Source organism: Parashewanella spongiae (assembly GCF_004358345.1).
Taxonomy (GTDB): Bacteria; Pseudomonadota; Gammaproteobacteria; order Enterobacterales; family Shewanellaceae; genus Parashewanella; species Parashewanella spongiae.
Genome location: NZ_CP037952.1, coordinates 3,347,956 through 3,366,341, shown reverse-complemented (window position 1 = coordinate 3,366,341; position 18,386 = coordinate 3,347,956). Strand labels below are relative to the sequence as shown.

The following is an 18,386-nucleotide window of genomic DNA, read 5'->3' as shown; positions in this document are numbered from 1 at the left end:
CTGATGTTTTTAGGTTCATTTATAAAATATCCAAACCATGCTGTTTAAGCATGTCGACTAATCTTATTAAGGGAAGACCAATTAATGTATTAGGGTCGTTACCTTCTAGTTTTTCGAATAATGCAATTCCTAATCCTTCACATTTAAAGCTACCAGCGCACCATAATGGCTGCTCTTTTTCCACATAACTCTTTATCTGGTGATCATTTAGAACCCGAAAATGCACAGTAAATGGCTCTACACTCGAGGTTATTTTGAATGTTTTCTTGTCGAGTACGCACAGACCCGTATAAAAGGTGATACTTTTTCCTGAGGCCGACTTTAATTGCATAACAGCTTTTTCTTCGGTCAACGGCTTGCCGATAATTTTACCGTCTATTACTGCGACTTGATCAGAACCAATGATTAAAATTTCTGAGTCTTTTATGTGAGCGGCGCCAGCTTTCGCTTTTTGTATGGCGAGTCTTTCAACTAATTCAATTGCTGTTTCATTTTTGTTTGGAGATTCATCAAGTTTTGGTGAAACACTATCAAAGGGAATTTGGAGCTTTTTTAAAAGCTCTTGTCTGAATGGTGAACAGGAGGCTAATACTAGTTTTTTCATTGCTGAAATCTAAAGGCTATGGAGGTTCAGGTAATTTTGTCTGACTAATAATAAGCTTTCAAGCCTGATAAATAATGCAATAGTCTAATAAAATTGTTAATTGCAATTTATTTAAGCGTTGTTTGCTTGTTTCGCTGCGATTGCTTAGGTAAAATTCTGCTTCCGTTAATTTCGATGCGCGATATTTGAAAAGTATCGTATCGCTTTGTGATACGCATAGTAAATTTTCTTTGACTCAAGCGTTTTCAAACTATAATATGCGCGCCTTATGCAAACAGTAAAAATACCGGTTTCAATTGATCCGATACGTTCTGCCCAGGCTCGCCTCGATATTCGAGGCACGGTTCCAGGCAAACAACTAAAACGGATGAATGAAGTATGTGCCGGCGACTGTTCCAATGTATCAGTGTCATTGGAATGTGGTGAGGATTTACAGGGGATAGTCTACCTGAAAGGGAAGGCTGTGACGGAGCTCACTCTGATATGTCAACGCTGCATGACACAATTTAATACAGAGGTTACGGTCGACTTCAGCTTTGGCCTTTGTAAAAGCCAAGCCGAAATCGATGAGCTCCCGGAAGCGTATGATCCTATAGAATGCGATGAAATTGGCGAGATACGTTTACATCAATTGGTAGAAGACGAATTGATAATGGTTGTGCCTTTAATCCCAATGCATGATGAATCATCATGTCATCAGGGTTCTAAAGATGTGACTGTAGGCGAGATTGAACCCGTTCAAGAGGATCGTCCAAATCCATTTGCGGTGTTAGAAAAACTGAAGAGCAAGTAATCTAGGAGACAGGCCAATGGCTGTACAAAAGAGTAAAAAATCACGTTCAAAGCGCGGAATGCGCCGTTCACACGATTCATTGACTACACCACAGTTGTCAGTTGATGCTACAAGTGGTGAATTACATTTGCGTCACAATGTGACAGCAGATGGCTTTTATCGTGGTAAAAAAGTTATTAACAAGTAATTGTAGAATAGCTTATGACGAATCTGACGTTAGCGTTAGATGCGATGGGCGGCGATAATGGCCCCCAAGTCTCAGTGCCTGCATCTTTGCAGGCGCTTAGGTTTAATCCTAACCTGAAAATAATTTTAGTTGGTGATCAAACCAAAATTTCTCCCTACCTTACTGATACTAAAGATATTCAATCTAGATTTACAGTCATTCACACTGATGAAGTCGTCACTATGACAGACCGTCCTGCACAAGCTCTACGTAATCGAAAAAACAGTTCGATGCGAAAAGTTATAGAATTGGTTAGAGATGGTGGTGCAGATGCTTGTTTAAGTGCAGGGAATACTGGTGCGTTAATGGCAATTTCAAAGGTTTTGCTGAAAACACTACCCGGTATAGATAGGCCAGCGCTTATTGGTCGCTTACCTACGTCGAGTAATAAACCTGTGTATGTCCTTGATCTTGGTGCTAATGTTAGTTGTGATTCCGAAACTTTGTTCCAATTTGCAGTAATGGGTTCTGTAGTTTGTGAAGTTGTTGAACAAAATAAAAGTCCTACAGTTTCACTACTTAATGTTGGAATCGAAGAAATTAAAGGTAACGATCAAGTTCAGCAAGCTGGGTTATTACTGCAAGAATCTCCTCAAATAAATTATTCTGGTTTCATTGAAGGTCATGAAATTTATTCTGGTAGCTCTGACGTGATTGTTTGTGACGGCTTTGTAGGTAATATCACCTTAAAAACTTCAGAAGGCATCGCTAAGTTCCTTATTGCTCGCTTGAAGAAGGGGTTCACAAAAGGGATTATTGTTCGTTTCTTATCAAAGCTTGTTACTCCTCATATTGAATCTGTATTTAATCAGATGAACCCCGACCACTATAATGGTGCCAGTCTGGTAGGATTGCGTGGCGTTGTGGTAAAAAGCCATGGAAATGCGGATAAAGTAGCGTTTACAAATGCTATTAACCTTGCAGTTACAGAGGCGCAGCGCCGGTTACCTGAGTTAATTTCAGAACGATTGAAGTCAATTTTATAATTCTGCAATTAAATCTAATCTCATGAATTTCTGTAATTCAAACAATTAAATGTTATGAATAATTCGTGAAAACGTAAAATTATTACTCAATATGATTGACGAACAATAAAGAAAATAGCATTTTCATAGTTGATTTAAATGGGCAGCAACCACATAAGTTAAGATAATATTTAATCGATGACTCTATGATTTTTTTACTTAAATCGAATCGATTAATTGAATACCGTGTAGCTGTAATACTAAGCAAGAGTGGTCGAAAGATCCTTTACTAAAAGATTTCATTTTATGCATACAAAAATTCTTGGTACAGGTAGCTATCTACCCGTACAGGTACGTAGCAATCAAGATCTTGAGAAAATGGTTGAAACATCTGATCAATGGATTGTTGAACGTACAGGTATATCTGAAAGACGCATAGCCGATAAAGATGAGTCTGTGGCGACGATGGGGTATCAAGCGGCACTTAACGCACTTGAAATGGCTGGTATACAAGCTGATGAATTGGATATGATCATTTGCGGTACTACGAGTGCCGATCATGCGTTTCCAGCTTCAGCATGCGAAATTCAGGCTTTACTGGGCTTGCATACCATTCCTGCTTTTGATGTGGCAGCCGCATGTTCGGGTTTCGTTTACGCGCTATCAATTGCTGATCAATTTATTAAAACGGGCGCAAATAAAAAGATACTTGTTATTGGTGCCGACGTACTCTCTCGTTTTTGTGAGCCAGAAGACAGATCAACCATTATTCTCTTTGGCGATGGAGCCGGTGCTGCAGTTGTTGGTTCGTCAGAAGAGCAGGGCGTTATTGCAACACATATTTACGCTGATGGCCGACAGGGTGATTTGCTTAAATGTGCCTTCCCAGCACGAGCAAACCAAACTTCAGATGTCATGGGTTACATGACGATGAAGGGAAACGATGTATTTAAAGTAGCTGTAACCAAGCTTTCTCATGTGGTCGAAGAGACTTTACGCCTCAACAACATTAAAAAAACTGACATTGACTGGTTAGTTCCTCATCAAGCAAATTTCCGAATTATCAATGCGACAGCTAAGAAATTGGGTATGAGTTTAGATAAAGTGGTACTCACGCTCGCAAAACATGGCAATACTTCAGCAGCTTCAGTACCGATTGCGTTGGATGAAGCTGTGCGTGACGGTCGTATCCAACGTGGACAAATGTTATTGCTAGAAGCATTTGGTGCCGGTTTCGCTTGGGGTAGCGCACTAGTTCGCTTTTAGTTTTACTAACTTAATGTGTGATTTATTTTTTGGCAGAGATGTAATGTTTGAGGGTATGTTAGTAGGCTAATTACGCTGCTGAATCCTTAAAGAACGGTCATTTCCGCATATTGTAAGCGGGAATCCAATGCCTTTTTGCTCTAAAAAAAGCCGCTGGCTTCCTGCTTTCGCAGCAATGACGAAACAAGTAAATTCAATGAGCTATAAAAATCACACATTCATTTTTATTCAGAAATATTTATAGGGATTTTTATTATGTCTAAAATGGCATTCGTTTTTCCTGGTCAGGGTTCTCAAGCTGTAGGAATGTTGGCAGATCTTGCAGAAAATCACCCCGTAGTTATTGATACATTCAATCAAGCAAGTGAAGTGCTTGGCTACGATTTATGGCGTTTGGTACAAGATGGACCAGTAGAAGATTTAAATCAAACGGATAAAACACAACCAGCCCTTTTGGCGGCAAGTGTAGCATTGTGGCGTAGTTATAAAGCCTCAGGCAAGGAACTTCCAAACGTCGTTGCTGGTCATAGCCTAGGTGAATATTCAGCCTTGGTTTGTGCTGGAGTGATTGACTTTTGTGATGCGATTAAACTTGTTGAGCTACGTGGTCAATTAATGCAACAAGCCGTACCAGCTGGTACAGGTGCTATGTATGCAATTATTGGTTTAGCTGATGATGCAATTGAGTCAGCTTGTGTTGAAGCTTCACAAGGTGACGTTGTTAGCCCAGTTAATTTTAATAGTCCAGGTCAAGTGGTTATTGCTGGTGAAAAGCATGCGGTCGAGCGTGCAGCTACTGCGTGTAAAGAAGCTGGGGCTAAAATGGCTGTTGCTTTACCTGTAAGTGTTCCATCACATTGTGCATTAATGAAGCCTGCAGCGGATAAACTAGCCGAAGCCCTTACTTCAATTAACTTTAACACGCCTTCGATCACATTAATTAACAATGTTGATGTGGCTGCTGTAACAAATGCTGAAGACATTAAAGATGCATTAGTTCGTCAGTTATATTGCCCTGTGAGGTGGAGTGAAACAGTAAACACTATGGCTGAAATGGGTATTTCTGAATTATACGAATTTGGTCCAGGAAAAGTATTAACTGGACTCGCGAAACGAATTAATAAATCATTGTCAGCGAAGGCTGTTAATAACTCTGCTTCATTGGCAACATTGACTGAGTAAGGAGTTTTAAATGGGTGTACGCCTTGATTTGACTGGTAAAGTTGCGCTGGTTACTGGTGCAAGCCGTGGTATAGGTAAAGCGATAGCCAACACTTTAGTTGAAGCTGGAGCGAAAGTGATTGGTACTGCCACCAGTGAACGTGGAGCTGCTGCTATTCAAGATTATCTTGGAGATGCAGGTTTTGGTATGGTATTAAATGTAACTGATGGAGAATCAGTTGCTGCTTTATTCTCTGAGATCAAAGAAAAGACAGGTGACATTGATATTCTTGTAAATAATGCAGGGATCACAAAAGATAACTTGTTGATGAGAATGAAAGATAACGAATGGAATGACATTATTGATACAAATCTCACGTCATTGTTTCGTTTATCGAAACCTGTTTTACGCAGTATGATGAAAAAACGTGCTGGGCGCATTATCAATATTGGGTCAGTTGTTGGTACAATGGGCAATCCAGGGCAGTCAAATTATTGTGCTGCGAAAGCTGGTTTACTCGGATTTACTAAGTCATTGGCTAAAGAAGTTGGTTCTCGCCAAATTACTGTAAATGCGATCGCTCCCGGATTTATTCAAACGGATATGACGGATGAGCTGACTGAAGAGCAACAAAAAGCTATTATGTCCCAAGTTCCAATGGAGCGTTTAGGACAAGCACAAGAAATTGCGAATGCAGTTCTGTTTTTAGCTTCTGATTCAGCTGCTTACATTACAGGGGAAACTCTGCATGTAAATGGTGGAATGGTTATGGTATAACAGAGCCTTGGCAGGGAACTGCGATAACTGAGTGATGATTCATTGGACAAATTACAGAATTTCGTGGTTAGACCACAAAATCTGGGGTTGCAATGTCAGCTGAATCGAATAAACTACTCTCAATCTTACGCAAGTGCGTAATTTGAATAGGAAAGAAAACTAATGAGCAACATCGAAGAACGTGTAAAGAAAATCATTATCGAGCAGCTGGGCGTTAAAGAAGAAGACGTTAAACCAGCAGCATCTTTTGTTGACGATTTGGGTGCAGATTCTCTGGACACTGTTGAGTTGGTAATGGCTCTAGAAGAAGAGTTCGATACTGAGATCCCTGATGAAGAAGCTGAAAAGATCACTACTGTTCAGTCAGCGATCGATTACGTTTCTAACAATCAGTAATCAAGAATTTTAGAAAACAGGCGGCATTTATGCCGCCTGTTTTTGTTTTAAGCCTGCCGCATCTGATAGTTATTATTATCTCTTTTTATATTTCTTCATATTCATGGATTTGCTGGCAGTATTTTCAATATTGTTTATAAGGTAAATAATGTGTCTAAACGTCGCGTAGTAGTTACTGGGTTAGGTCTCGTTACTCCAATGGGAAATGATGTCGATAGTACTTGGGAAGCATTACTTTCTGGAAAAAGCGGTATTGCTCCAATTACATCTTTTGATGCAAGTGAGTTAAGTACTCGTTTTAGTGGCTCTATCAAAAACTTTGATGTAGAGAAATATATTTCAAAGAAAGATGCTCGTAAAATGGATAAATTTATCCAGTACGGCATGGCTGCAAGCATACAAGCTGTTGAAGATTCTGGGCTTAATATGAGTCAAGAAAACCTTAGTAGAGTGGGTACGGCCATCGGTGCGGGTATGGGTGGATTACCACTTATTGAACATAATCATAGTGCAATGCTGAAAGGTGGCCCTCGTAAAATATCACCGTTTTTCGTTCCTAGTACGATTATAAATATGATCTCTGGGCATGTTTCAATTAAATATGGCATGAAAGGTCCTAACTTTGCAGTAACGACAGCTTGTACGACAGGTGTTCATAACATTGGTTTTGCAGCACGTACCATTGCATACGGTGATGCAGATGTGATGATCGCCGGCGGTGCAGAAGACGTCACTTCACCAATGGGCGTTGGCGGTTTCGCAGCAGCAAAAGCACTTTCCACACGTAATGATGACCCAACAGCAGCAAGCCGCCCATGGGATAAAGACAGAGATGGATTTGTCATTGGTGATGGTGCAGGCATGATCGTGATGGAAGAATATGAACATGCTAAAGCTCGTGGTGCGAAGATCTACGGTGAATTAGTTGGTTTTGGTATGAGTGGAGATGCCTTCCACATGACTTCACCTCCAGCTGATGGTGAAGGCGCCGCTTTTGCAATGGCTAATGCCATTAATGATGCACAAATATCATTAGACAGCATTGGTTATATTAATGCACATGGTACGTCTACTCCAGCAGGTGATAAAGCTGAAGCTGCTGCTGTGAAATCTGTATTTGGTGAGCAAGCTTATAACTTAATGGTGAGTTCGACAAAATCAATGACAGGGCATCTACTTGGGGCAGCTGGTGCCATTGAAGCTATCTTTACATTGCTCGCATTACGCGATCAAGCTGTTCCGCCAACCATTAATTTAGAAAGCCCAGATGAAGGTTGCGATCTTGATTTTGTGCCTCACACGGCGCGTGATGCTAAGCTAGAATTCGCTTTGTGTAACTCATTTGGTTTTGGTGGTACTAACGGTTCACTATTGTTTAAAAAGAGTTAAGTAGTTTGAACATGAAAGTTAGGCCTATTGGCCTAACTTTCTTAACACCTCTTCCGGAACGAGATTTCTAATTATCTTTATTTTTTCTTGACCCAATTGACTGTTCAGTTCACAGTCCCAGACTCTCCAATCAACTACAGTACTTGCACGCACATTAGCTTGATATGCGTGAACCCCGAAATAGCGCCATGGCTCTTTAGGCGATAGTTTATAAAAATAACTTGCTCCAGACTGCTCTTGGCTTACGGCGTCAACTTTTACGTCTTTAAAGTTTAAATTTGTGTTCGATAAATTAGCCTGATAATTTCTATCTAAAGTTTCCATGTCCTCTATTGAGCCTGTGGTTTTCTGGTCATTAAATTGTTGTGTACGAGTTTTAGCGTAAATGACATAATAAGGATTGTCTGCTGATGTGTTTCGCGCTAATGAATGCACTAACGGCATGCGTAACTGGACGGTTCTAGATACTTGAGGGGAGCTTTTCCGATCTTGATGTATCGATAGTTGTGCTTCTTCAGAAGAAACAAGTTGCTGATAACAACAAGGAGTTGAGGGTACAGCTGTATGGACAAGTTTCACCACTGAATCTGCAGGTAACTGAACTAAAAAAGCTTCAGTAGTCGCTTGTGAACATACTAATTTGGATCTTGCAATGTCGTCAGCAACGCCATCTATTTTCGCTTCCTGATTTATAGATACATCAGCCATGACTACATTCACAGCACTTTGTTCAACTTCACCCAGTTCCTCCTGAAAAAAGTCAGACGAGTTGTATTGACTCATTAAATCTGGGATAACTTGCTCACTTGGCGAAAAGTCAACATCTTCAGTTTTAGTAGCTTGTATACTTGCACTCATACGATACCTTTATTCTAAGAAATTAAATCACTCCATACCACTTGAAAATACATATCTGGAGAACTTACTTAGAGATCTAGGGACTTAGAAAGTACCAATCTTTGTCATACCAGCGAAGGCTGGTATCCAGTGACTTTTTATAGAAAAAGCAAAGACACTTGACTACCGACATACAAAACTGTCGTTACTTCGTTTCCAGCCTGCGCTGGAGTGACGAGAACTCATCGATATACTTTCTCCCGCAACTTTCCTTAGAATCCACCATTGTAACCATCATTAAAAATGTGGAGAAGTTTAAGTTCTTTGATTTTATGCATCTTTAAGTGTAGATATGTAAAATTTGTGTGGGATGATTATATGGCAGATTGATAGTAATTCAGGCAAGATAAACAAAATTTAATTAACACTAAAATTGCCAACAAAGTCAAAACAATGTTGGCACTATAACTAGCAGCAGTTAAACACGTTTTTTAAATTCACCAGTACGTGGGTCAATTTCAATAAAGTCGCCATTTTTAACGAATTCAGCAACAGTGATAGTCGCACCACCAACAATAGTAGCAGGTTTCATTACTTTACCTGATGTATCGCCACGAGCCGCTGGCTCAGTGTACGTTACTTTACGAACGACAGTGTTTGGCAATTCAACAGAAATAGCTTTACCTTCGTAGAAAGTAACTTGGCAAACTTCTTCCATACCGTCGACGATATATGGTGACGCATCACCTAAGTTTTCTGCTTCTACGTCATATTGGTTGAACTCTTCGTCCATGAACACATACATAGGATCTGCGAAATAAGAATAAGTACAATCTAGACGATCTAAGATGATGTCTTCTACTTTATCTTCAGCTTTAAACGCAGTTTCAGTACCGGTACCTTGTAGCAAGTTCTTAAGCTTCATCTTAACCACTGCTGCACCGCGCCCTGAACGGTGAGTATCAGTCTTTAGAACAACCATTGGCTGGTTGTCTACCATGATTACGTTACCGGTACGAATTTCCTGAGCTGTTTTCATTTTGTCAGTTCCTATTTTTTAGGTATTTCTAATTAAGATTCGATCTTAGCGGTTTTTGGCAAAATTCACTAGTCGTGTCGCTAAATCTGAGCCATTTAGCGCTTTTTTAGGCCACTTCTTCGCATGCTCTAATACATGGGGCTGCTGTTTTTGGAGCTTATCCCAATTTTCAGCTGTTAGATCAGCATTATCTTGATTAAATGAAAGATTCAGTTTACGGATAGTTACTGCATACTCTTCATCTAAATCTTCACAATAACGATCAGTAAATGCATTAAGCTTTTTAATGTGAACGTTTTCATCTTGTGGGTAAATATGCCAAATAAATGGTTTTGCTGCCCATTGTGCACGTAAGAAAGAGTCCTCACCACGAACAATATTTATGTCGCAAGTCCAAAGTAGTTTGTCATATCCTTTTTGGTCTGTCATAGGGAGAGTGTGGAGGGTTAAGTTTCCTTTTTCTAACGACATTCCAGCAGTAATGGTATCAATGTCGGTCGAAAAGACAGGCAAAATACTGAGCAAGCTTTTTCCCATAGGTACAAGTGCGTGAGTTTGTTTCTTACCTGATACCCATCGCTCACAAAGGGCTGTGAGGGCGGGGCTTTCGTAACTAAAAATACTGATCAATTGTGTGTTGCTGTTGATATCAATCTTTATGTTCAATTCATCAAGAAATTGTTGTTGTGCAGATTTGTCTTGTTGCCATAAAGCTCGTTCAGTCAGTAAATTTTTCTCACAAATTAGACCGCCAGTTTTTGGACTAAAACCGGGGAAATAGAAGTGCTTATTTACACCTAAATGATGAGTAGAAGGTAGGGCATGGCAGTTATCGACCCATTCTTCTGCTGTTAAATATTCTAAATTTAACCATAGTGGAGATTGTTGAGTCTGTTTAGCCATTTCGCTGATGATAATCATTGGCAACTCACAAGCAAAACCTTCGATGATTACTTCGCCTGCAACCCATTGCTGTGTTGTTTGATCATTCCACTTATGTATGTGAATGCCTGAGCATATTTGGTGAGGAAGGCTTCTATCGAGTAATGGCAAAATATGACCAAAACTCGTAAGGTCATCTACCCAAAGGTGAATATTTTTATTAAATTCCTTGTGAAGTTGCTTTGCTAAACGCCAAGTAACACCGATATCACCGTAGTTATCTATGACAGTGCAAAAAATATCCCAATGATCACTTTTATCGTTTTTCATGTTGTTCATCCTAAATAAATCGGTTGGGAGCGTTCATATACGCAGAAAAAATTATTGATAGCAAGGCATGAATAGCAGCAAGTAGTGGTTATCAACATACAAAACTGTCGTTACTTCGTTTCTACTTGCAAAATTTATAACGCAACTAGCGGTGATTTTGGCAAGTATATGAATGTTCAGTACTCACCAGGTGGGGGAACTCGGGTTGTTTAATTTTGTATTTAACTTCAATAAATTGTGCATTCAACCTATTTATTTAGGTTCATAATCACCTAATAAAAAAGCGGCACACAGGCCGCTTTAATCAACTGATATGTTGAGCGCAAAAATTAATCAGCTAGCTCAGCTAAACACATTTCTTCATGGATCTGTTTAACCCAAGCATCGACACGTTCTTCTGTAAGCTCTGGTTGACGATCTTCATCAATACCCAAACCAATGAAATGATTGTCATCAACAAGACCTTTAGAGGCTTCGAAATCATAACCTTCAGTTGGCCAGTGACCGACAATAATACCACCACGCTCTGACACAATATCTCCAACCATACCCATCGCATCAAGGAAATATTCAGCATAGTCTTCTTGATCACCGCAACCAAAGATTGCAACAAGTTTATCTTCAAAGTCTATTTGTTCAAGTTCTGGGAAAAAATCGTCCCAATCACATTGAGCCTCGCCGTAATACCATGTTGGGATACCGAAAAGCAGAAGATCGTAATCAGCAATTTGTTCTTTGGTGCTCTTGGCGATATCTTTAACTTCAACCATTTGCTTACCAAGCTTCTTTTGGATCATCTTGGCTATCGCTTCAGTATTGCCTGTATCACTGCCGAAAAATAGACCTACAGTTGCCATCATCTTTCCTTTGTATGTATTCGTAAATAATCGTTCTAATAAACGGATAAATTTTGTCGAGATTAACTTTCGAAATGCGCTAGGAGCATTGACTCGATAAGTTGACTGCGACTGATTTTATTCGCTGATGCTTGTTCTGTTAGCGCATCATATAAATTCTGAGACACCTTTAGCTCAACTCTCTTTAAGCCGTTTGCTTTGTCTCGGAGGATTTGATTCCTCTTATTAACCCTTAATTGTTCATCACGTGAAAGAGGATTAGACCTTGGTCTTCCTCTACGTTTTTCAGTGGCGAAAAGGTCAATTGTTGTTCTGTCTGCTTGTTCTTTAGCCATTATCAACCAATTCCTGATGATTCCCAAAAGAATTGAATCATGCCTTTAGCAATAAACCCTGTACAGCCTAAAAACAGTACCAGCCACACAATATAGCGACCATATTTAGGTACTTTACCTTGCTTTAGGACATCATGAATGGCCATGCCGATAAAGAAAAAAATCGCAGCAAAAAACAAGTTAAGCCCGACAGCTTCAAGTTGTTCCATGTTTTGAGCCAACATCTTTAATGCTCTCTTGCAATCTCACGGGTTAAATGAGGCGCGAATATATCATAAGTGGTAATCAGATGAAATGCTCAACGGATCTGTATTGCTAGTGTCGATAAATTCCTTGACGATTCGATTAAAAATGGCTGGCTTTTGTGCGTGAAGCCAATGACCAGTACCTGCGATTGTTTTAGCTTGAGTATTTGGAAACTGGCTTAAAATGTCTTTTCTGTGAACCTCGGTCACATAATTTGAATCACCACCGCGAATAAATAAACATGGACCAGAATACTGCATATTTTGATAAGGCCAATTGATTAAGTTTTCATAACTGTCAAATAAGCCGTCGAGGTTCATTTTCCAGCTGAAACCTGCTTCATCGCGCTGAAGGTTTTTCAGCAAAAATTGAGCCGTAGGGTTATCAATTCCTGATTGCATCAAATGTACTAGAGCTGACTTTCTATCGGTAATACTCTCAAGTGGCAATGACATTAAACCCGAAAATACATTGTCATGACGTCTTGGGTAAGCGGAGGGCGCAATATCAGCAGCTGTAATGCTTAAGCACATATCAGGATGAGAAAGTGCAAAAGCAAGTGCAGCTTTTCCTCCCATTGAATGACCCACAATGTGTGCTTTTGTTAGATTTAATTTTTTGAATATTCCTGATAATTCGTGGGTTATATCGTCAAAAGTAAGCTCATCGGTGTGCATACTCTTGCCGTGATTAGGTAAATCAACACGGATCACTTGATAATGTGTATCAAGCTCATTGGATAAGGTTTTTAAATTATCTAGATTGCCGAAGAGTCCATGCAATAAAATTACAGCAGTTCCTTGGCCGGATACGACATAATTCATAAAAAACGTTCAGTTAATAATTCTTGGTAGTGATTGTGCTTTAAAAGAGTGAATTATGACAAGTTTACTTGGCTAATTATTGTGACTTAGGTCAATAAATCAGCGATATTCAGTAAGTTTTCACATAGCAACGAGAATAACGACAGATTTCGTGAATATTTGCTAGAGGAACAGATGACGAACAGTCATAAAGTCGGTATCTTTAACAGCAATTGATCCATTGTGTGGATCCCGATCGTAAATGATGAAAGGAATTTGAATTCATGAAATATATCGAGGTAGATGAGGAACTCTATCGCTATATTGCGAGTAAAACAGAAAGTATAGGTGAGAGTGCATCTGACATTTTACGACGTTTACTTGGTTTGAAGATACAGACCAATGCAACTGAGAGACCTCAAGCGGTATATAAACCTAGTTTAGATTCTGAGCAAAAAGCTGAAGTAGTTAGTCGAGCAAAACCAGAACCTATTAACTTTCTGGCTTTATTTAGTAAGCCTGAAATTAAGAAGCAAAAAGGTGCAGTTGGCCGATTTTTGCATGTGCTTTCATGCCTTCAACAGACTTTGCCGAGCCAATTTGAACAAGTGCTAAAAATACAGGGGCGTGGACGACTTTACTTTGCAACCACAAAAGAAGCGTTATTAGAAGCCAGTAAATCTGCAAACCCTAAACAAATAGCGGATAGCGATTATTGGGTTATAACAAACAACAATACCGCAAAAAAACGAGCGATATTTGTAGAAGCATTAGTCTTACTTGGCTGTGAAAGTGAGCAGGCTGAATCCCTTGCTGAAAATATTTAACAATTGAGCTTCGAACTAGTTTAACTAAGCGCACAGAGGTAATGAGTGTCAATAAATAAACGTGCAGGATTGGTTGCACAGCAAAAGGATTTAGTAAACATCCCAAGATTAATTAGTCATTATTATAGAATTAATCCAGATGTGGTTTACTCTGAGCAAAAAGTAAGCTTTGGTACATCAGGGCATAGAGGTACATCACTTTTAGCAAGTTTTAATCAACATCATATTTGGGCTATTGTTCAAGCTGTTGTTGATTACAGGTATTTAAATGGCATTACTGGGCCGATATTTCTTGGAATGGATACGCATGCACTGTCTCATCCTGCATTCATTTCCGCAATGGAAGTACTGGTTGCGAATCAAGTAAATGTGATTGCCCAAAAAGATGAAAGCTACACTCCTACTCCTGTAGTTTCTCATGCTATTTTGTCGGCAAATAAACAATTTGAAGCGGAAAATTCAAAGTTATGTGCTGATGGACTAATCATCACACCTTCCCATAATCCACCACAAGATGGCGGCATCAAATACAATCCACCTCATGGCGGCCCAGCAGGTTCTGATATTACAAGTTGGATTGAGCAGCGAGCAAACGATTATCTAAAATCGAATTTAGACGGCATCAAGATCACTGAATATGCCAGTGCGTTATCAACGCAGTATGTAGAATGGCGTGACTTGATCAACCCTTATGTCGAGGATCTTGAAAATGTCATTGATATGAAAGCGATTGCAGATAAAAAAGTGAGGATTGGTGTAGATCCGCTTGGTGGTTCTGGTATTTATTATTGGGAGCCCATCGCCAAGAAATATGACCTTGATATTGCGTTAGTCAACGACAAAGTCGATCCTGCCTTTGGTTTTATGACACTTGATAAAGATGGGAAAATCCGTATGGATTGTTCATCTCCATTTTCAATGAAAGGGTTATTGTCCCATCAAGAAAATTTCGATATTTGCATTGGCAACGATCCTGACTTTGATCGTCATGGTATTGTTTGTCCTAGCTTTGGTTTAATGAATCCGAACCATTATTTAGCTGTTGCCATCGATTATTTATTAAATCATAGAATAAAATGGGCAAAAAGCCTGTCTATAGGTAAGACGCTGGTTTCCAGTGCGATGATTGACCGAATTTGCAAACATAACCAGAGTCATTTACTTGAAGTGCCTGTGGGTTTTAAATGGTTTGTAGAAGGTTTGTCAAATAGCACCATTGCATTTGGTGGTGAAGAAAGTGCTGGCGCGGCTTTTTTACGTCATGACGGTACAACTTGGTGTACAGATAAAGATGGCTTTATTTTAGGTTTACTTGCTGCAGAAATTTATGCGATTACTGGCAAAACACCCGCACAAAGATACCAAGAATTGGAGCAGCAATTTGGTCAGAGCTTTTATCAACGAGTAGACAGTCCAATTGATCTTGAAAAAAAGGCCAAGTTTGCGACATTATCTACTGAGAAGTTTAGCGCTGATGAATTAGCAGGTGAACAAATTATTGATGTACTGACACATGCTTCAGGTAATGGTGCTGCAATCGGCGGAATTAAGATAATTACTGAAAACGCGTGGTTTGCAGCAAGGCCATCTGGCACAGAAGCTTTATTTAAGTTGTATGCTGAAAGTTTTATATCAGAGTCGCATTTGCAGCAAGTTATTTCAGAAGCCAACCAAATGATCGAGGTAGCTCTTTTAAATGGCTAGCGATAAGAACTAGAGAACATTTACGCCCTCTAGAAAAAACACTCATTATTTAAACTCAATGAGTGTTTTTCATTTTCGCCTACACTCAATATAGATTAATATTTTCACTAACCCATTCGAGGTGATACATGGAAGGCAATGAAAGACAAACAACGTTACGCTTCTTAGCAGAGCCTGCTGATGTTAATTTTGGCGGTAAAGTTCATGGTGGGGCGGTAATGAAGTGGATCGACTTGGCTGCCTACGCATGCGGAGCCCAATGGAGCGGTAAATACTGCATCACCGCTTACGCGGGCGGTATTCGTTTTGTAGAGCCCATTTACGTTGGCAATATGATCGAAGTAAAAGCAAAAGTCTTATATACAGGCCGTACTTCAATGCATATTGGTATCGAAGTAAGAGCAGGCGACCCTAAAGAAACTGAACGTTATTTAAAAACTCATTGTTTAGTGATTATGGTAGCTGTAGATGCTAATGGTAAATCAACCCCAATACCGCAATGGGAGCCTCAAACAGAAGAAGACATTAAGCTTCGAGAGTCGGCAATTCGCTTAATGGAAATGCGTAAAAAAATTGGCGAAGAAATGGAATCTTATGTGCATGAAGCATAACTACTTTAATTCGTTGCACTTCTAGTCCTTGGGAGTGCAATAGCAAGTGGTAGAGCCAAAATAACAGCCAAAAATTAATCCCGCCCGATGACGTGGAAAATTGATTTTATGTGATGCACAAACCTTGTTAGCTTCTTTTCTCCGTTGATATTGACAAAAAAGAGGATTTTACAGCGTGAATAGAATCCGACCTCGCAAAGCCCTTCAGGATTAGGTTCATATAAACAATCAATATTCTTCTCAAGCTTTATTGTGTGATGGCTCGACTGTGACCGAGCAAGGAATATATTTGAACCTAAACGTTCATGATAGGCATAGATGTCATATGCGTTTACTTTGACTACTATTTTTCTATCAACCTACACCATGAAAATTGTATTCGCTGAGATTTGAAGATTATTTCCAACCTAAGCCTATTTTGACCCAGATATTAACTACGAGGAGTTAATGGTCAGGAGAAATAGTCCCCGATGGCTTCAAATGATGGTTAAATACAATATGGTATAAATAAGCAAAAAGCTTAACAGACAGCCAGACTTATTTTTATCCCTTCAATAATTGCGGGAAGACTATGTTGCGTCTAATACTATTAATTTTCACGGTAATAAATCGGTTGAACGCTCCCAACCGATCTATTTAGGTTGAATTGTGCTTATAGAGTATTTTGTTATTTGATATAAGCTAACTAGTGATAGACTCAACAAAACAACTAATTTGTAACTCATTATTAACTTGTTAGTAGTCGTTACGAAATTTAATAATAATAAAGTCTAAATATTTATGGATAAACCTTACCTATTAGCTCTAGATTACGGTACTCAAAGTGTTCGAGCGATTTTGTTTGATACCCAAGGTGCTTTAATCCATAAGGCTCAAATTTCAGTTGATCCCTTTATTAAGTCTCAGAAAGAAAGCCAATCAGGCTCTGCTGAGCAACATCCTGAATACTGTTATGCTCAACTTGTTCAAGTCGTAAAACAGCTTATCACGGTGAATCAAATTGATACGAGTTTGATCGGTAGCCTGTCAATAACGACTCAGAGAGCTTGCATCATTCTCACAGACGATAAATTTAAACCAATTTCACCGATATTCATGTGGTCCGATACCCGCTTAGCGGACTCGAACCGCTTAAGTCCAATGAGCTGGTATTTTCGAGCAGCGTTTAAAATTGTTGGCATGGACAAACGAATTGGTTTTTTAAGGCGATCAGCAAAAGTAAATTTTATTGAGCAAACGCAACCAAATTTAATAAAAAACGCGGATAAAGTTGCACTATTTAGTGGTTATTTAATCCATAAAATGACAGGTGTGGCTGTTGATAGTGTTGCGAGCCAAGTTGCTTATCTACCATTTGATTACAAAAACCTGACATGGGCAAAAGGCAATAGTTGGCGTTGGCAGGCTTTAGCATGCTCACAAGAACAAATGATGAACTTAATACCTGCAGCAAAAATTATCGGTAAAATTGATAAAAAGTTTTGTGAAGATACAGGCCTTAATGCTGAAATAGTCGTTGCTACTGCAGGTGGTGATAAAGCCTGTGAGATGTTTGCGACAGGCTCTGGTGAGGTTGGTATTGCTAATATCAGTTTGGGTAGTGCAGCTTGTATTAGTATAGGTTTAAAGCGTTACCAAGAGTCTTATCGGTATATGCCGCCATTTCCTTCAATAGCTGAAAACCAATTCATGAATGAAATTCAGTTAGAGCGTGGTTTTTGGCTGCTTAGCTGGCTCATTGATGAGTTTGGTCAGGAAGATAAGTTAACCGCCGCAGAGCAACGTAAGACTGTCGAGGCTTATATTTGCGAGAAGATTATCGACATTGCCCCAGGTTCTGATGGTTTATTGCTGTGCCCGACGTGGTCTCAAGGTGTGATCTATCCAGGTCCAGAAGCTAGAGGTAGTATTGTGGGCTTTACTCCTAAACACACACGTTTCCATTTGTATCGTGCTGCAATAGAAGGTGTTTTGTTTACTCTTAAATCCGCCTTATTACGGCTTGAAAAAAAACATAATTACCCTGTTAAAATAGTCAGAATCAGTGGCGGTGGTAGTCAAAGTGAACAAGTGCTCAAAATGGCAGCAAATATATTAAACAAACCCGTTGAAGTTATTGATATTGCTGAAGCATCAGCTTTAGGTGCTGCCATGTGTGCCGCTACAGCATCTGGCATTTATGATGATGTATATGACGCGAGAAAATCGATGATGAATATTGATAAACGCATTAATCCAGAGCGGGAAGAATCATTAAAGTATCAACAAATATTTAAGTCACAATCGACTATTTACAGACGGGTTAAACCAATTTTAAAAGCATTAGTGGAGAAATAA

Annotated in this window: 20 protein-coding genes; 12 read left to right on the top strand and 8 right to left on the bottom strand. The window is 39.4% G+C overall.

Annotated features, from left to right (window positions below; translation table 11 throughout):
- Window positions 1-19 precede the first annotated feature (19 nt).
- A complete protein-coding gene (locus E2I05_RS13235) occupies window positions 20-604 on the bottom strand; it encodes a Maf family protein (protein ID WP_121852458.1) in 585 nt (194 codons plus the stop codon).
- A 268-nt stretch (window positions 605-872) separates the two neighbouring features.
- Here E2I05_RS13235 and yceD point away from each other — a divergent pair, with 268 nt between their 5' ends.
- The 8 genes from yceD (at window position 873) to fabF (ending at window position 7,578) form a co-directional block, all read left to right on the top strand.
- The gene (gene yceD / locus E2I05_RS13230; RefSeq protein WP_121852457.1) at window positions 873-1,397 is read left to right on the top strand and encodes a 23S rRNA accumulation protein YceD; all 525 of its coding nucleotides are present in this window, start codon (window positions 873-875) and stop codon (window positions 1,395-1,397) included.
- 16 nt (window positions 1,398-1,413) lie between these two features.
- Window positions 1,414-1,584, top strand: coding sequence for a 50S ribosomal protein L32 (gene rpmF, locus E2I05_RS13225; protein WP_121852456.1), 171 nt, complete (start codon window positions 1,414-1,416; stop codon window positions 1,582-1,584).
- A 14-nt stretch (window positions 1,585-1,598) separates the two neighbouring features.
- Window positions 1,599-2,609: a phosphate acyltransferase PlsX gene (plsX, locus tag E2I05_RS13220; protein ID WP_121852455.1), complete on the top strand. Its 1,011-nt coding sequence runs from the start codon at window positions 1,599-1,601 to the stop codon at window positions 2,607-2,609.
- Between the two features lie 285 nt (window positions 2,610-2,894).
- Entirely contained in the window at window positions 2,895-3,854 is a 960-nt protein-coding gene (locus tag E2I05_RS13215; RefSeq protein ID WP_121852454.1) for a beta-ketoacyl-ACP synthase III, read from the top strand.
- Window positions 3,855-4,109: 255 nt separating this feature from the next.
- Window positions 4,110-5,036, top strand: a complete 927-nt coding sequence (fabD, locus tag E2I05_RS13210) for an ACP S-malonyltransferase (RefSeq protein WP_121852453.1) — start codon at window positions 4,110-4,112, stop codon at window positions 5,034-5,036.
- Window positions 5,037-5,046: 10 nt separating this feature from the next.
- On the top strand, window positions 5,047-5,793 hold the full coding sequence (gene fabG, locus E2I05_RS13205) for a 3-oxoacyl-ACP reductase FabG (protein ID WP_121852452.1): 747 nt from the start codon (window positions 5,047-5,049) through the stop codon (window positions 5,791-5,793).
- A gap of 162 nt (window positions 5,794-5,955) precedes the next feature.
- Window positions 5,956-6,189, top strand: a complete 234-nt coding sequence (gene acpP / locus E2I05_RS13200) for an acyl carrier protein (protein WP_121852451.1) — start codon at window positions 5,956-5,958, stop codon at window positions 6,187-6,189.
- Window positions 6,190-6,339: 150 nt separating this feature from the next.
- Window positions 6,340-7,578, top strand: coding sequence for a beta-ketoacyl-ACP synthase II (fabF, locus tag E2I05_RS13195; RefSeq protein ID WP_121852450.1), 1,239 nt, complete (start codon window positions 6,340-6,342; stop codon window positions 7,576-7,578).
- Window positions 7,579-7,602: 24 nt separating this feature from the next.
- On the opposite strand, the gene E2I05_RS13190 is transcribed toward fabF, so the two are convergent.
- The 7 genes from E2I05_RS13190 to E2I05_RS13160 form a co-directional block, all read right to left on the bottom strand.
- Window positions 7,603-8,436 (bottom strand): hypothetical protein, encoded by an 834-nt coding sequence (locus tag E2I05_RS13190; protein ID WP_121852449.1) that lies wholly within the window; start codon window positions 8,434-8,436, stop codon window positions 7,603-7,605.
- 457 nt (window positions 8,437-8,893) lie between these two features.
- Entirely contained in the window at window positions 8,894-9,454 is a 561-nt protein-coding gene (gene efp, locus E2I05_RS13185) for an elongation factor P (RefSeq protein ID WP_121852448.1), read from the bottom strand.
- A gap of 45 nt (window positions 9,455-9,499) precedes the next feature.
- Complete coding sequence (gene earP, locus E2I05_RS13180; protein WP_121852447.1) at window positions 9,500-10,666, bottom strand: elongation factor P maturation arginine rhamnosyltransferase EarP; 1,167 nt, start codon at window positions 10,664-10,666, stop codon at window positions 9,500-9,502.
- Window positions 10,667-10,995: 329 nt separating this feature from the next.
- On the bottom strand, window positions 10,996-11,523 hold the full coding sequence (gene fldA / locus E2I05_RS13175) for a flavodoxin FldA (protein ID WP_121852446.1): 528 nt from the start codon (window positions 11,521-11,523) through the stop codon (window positions 10,996-10,998).
- Between the two features lie 62 nt (window positions 11,524-11,585).
- The gene (gene ybfE / locus E2I05_RS13170) at window positions 11,586-11,858 is read right to left on the bottom strand and encodes a LexA regulated protein (protein WP_121852445.1); all 273 of its coding nucleotides are present in this window, start codon (window positions 11,856-11,858) and stop codon (window positions 11,586-11,588) included.
- A 2-nt stretch (window positions 11,859-11,860) separates the two neighbouring features.
- Window positions 11,861-12,082 carry a DUF2788 domain-containing protein gene (locus E2I05_RS13165; protein ID WP_121852444.1) on the bottom strand — a complete coding sequence of 74 codons (222 nt, stop codon included), beginning with the start codon at window positions 12,080-12,082 and terminating at the stop codon, window positions 11,861-11,863.
- A gap of 48 nt (window positions 12,083-12,130) precedes the next feature.
- The gene (locus E2I05_RS13160; RefSeq protein WP_121852443.1) at window positions 12,131-12,928 is read right to left on the bottom strand and encodes an alpha/beta fold hydrolase; all 798 of its coding nucleotides are present in this window, start codon (window positions 12,926-12,928) and stop codon (window positions 12,131-12,133) included.
- 263 nt (window positions 12,929-13,191) lie between these two features.
- Between E2I05_RS13160 and seqA the strand changes: the two genes are divergently transcribed.
- From seqA to E2I05_RS13140, 4 genes are all read left to right on the top strand, one after another.
- Window positions 13,192-13,734: a replication initiation negative regulator SeqA gene (gene seqA, locus E2I05_RS13155; RefSeq protein ID WP_121852442.1), complete on the top strand. Its 543-nt coding sequence runs from the start codon at window positions 13,192-13,194 to the stop codon at window positions 13,732-13,734.
- A gap of 45 nt (window positions 13,735-13,779) precedes the next feature.
- On the top strand, window positions 13,780-15,438 hold the full coding sequence (gene pgm / locus E2I05_RS13150) for a phosphoglucomutase (alpha-D-glucose-1,6-bisphosphate-dependent) (RefSeq protein WP_121852441.1): 1,659 nt from the start codon (window positions 13,780-13,782) through the stop codon (window positions 15,436-15,438).
- A gap of 128 nt (window positions 15,439-15,566) precedes the next feature.
- Window positions 15,567-16,049, top strand: a complete 483-nt coding sequence (locus E2I05_RS13145) for an acyl-CoA thioesterase (protein WP_121852440.1) — start codon at window positions 15,567-15,569, stop codon at window positions 16,047-16,049.
- Window positions 16,050-16,829: 780 nt separating this feature from the next.
- Entirely contained in the window at window positions 16,830-18,386 is a 1,557-nt protein-coding gene (locus E2I05_RS13140; protein WP_121852439.1) for an FGGY-family carbohydrate kinase, read from the top strand.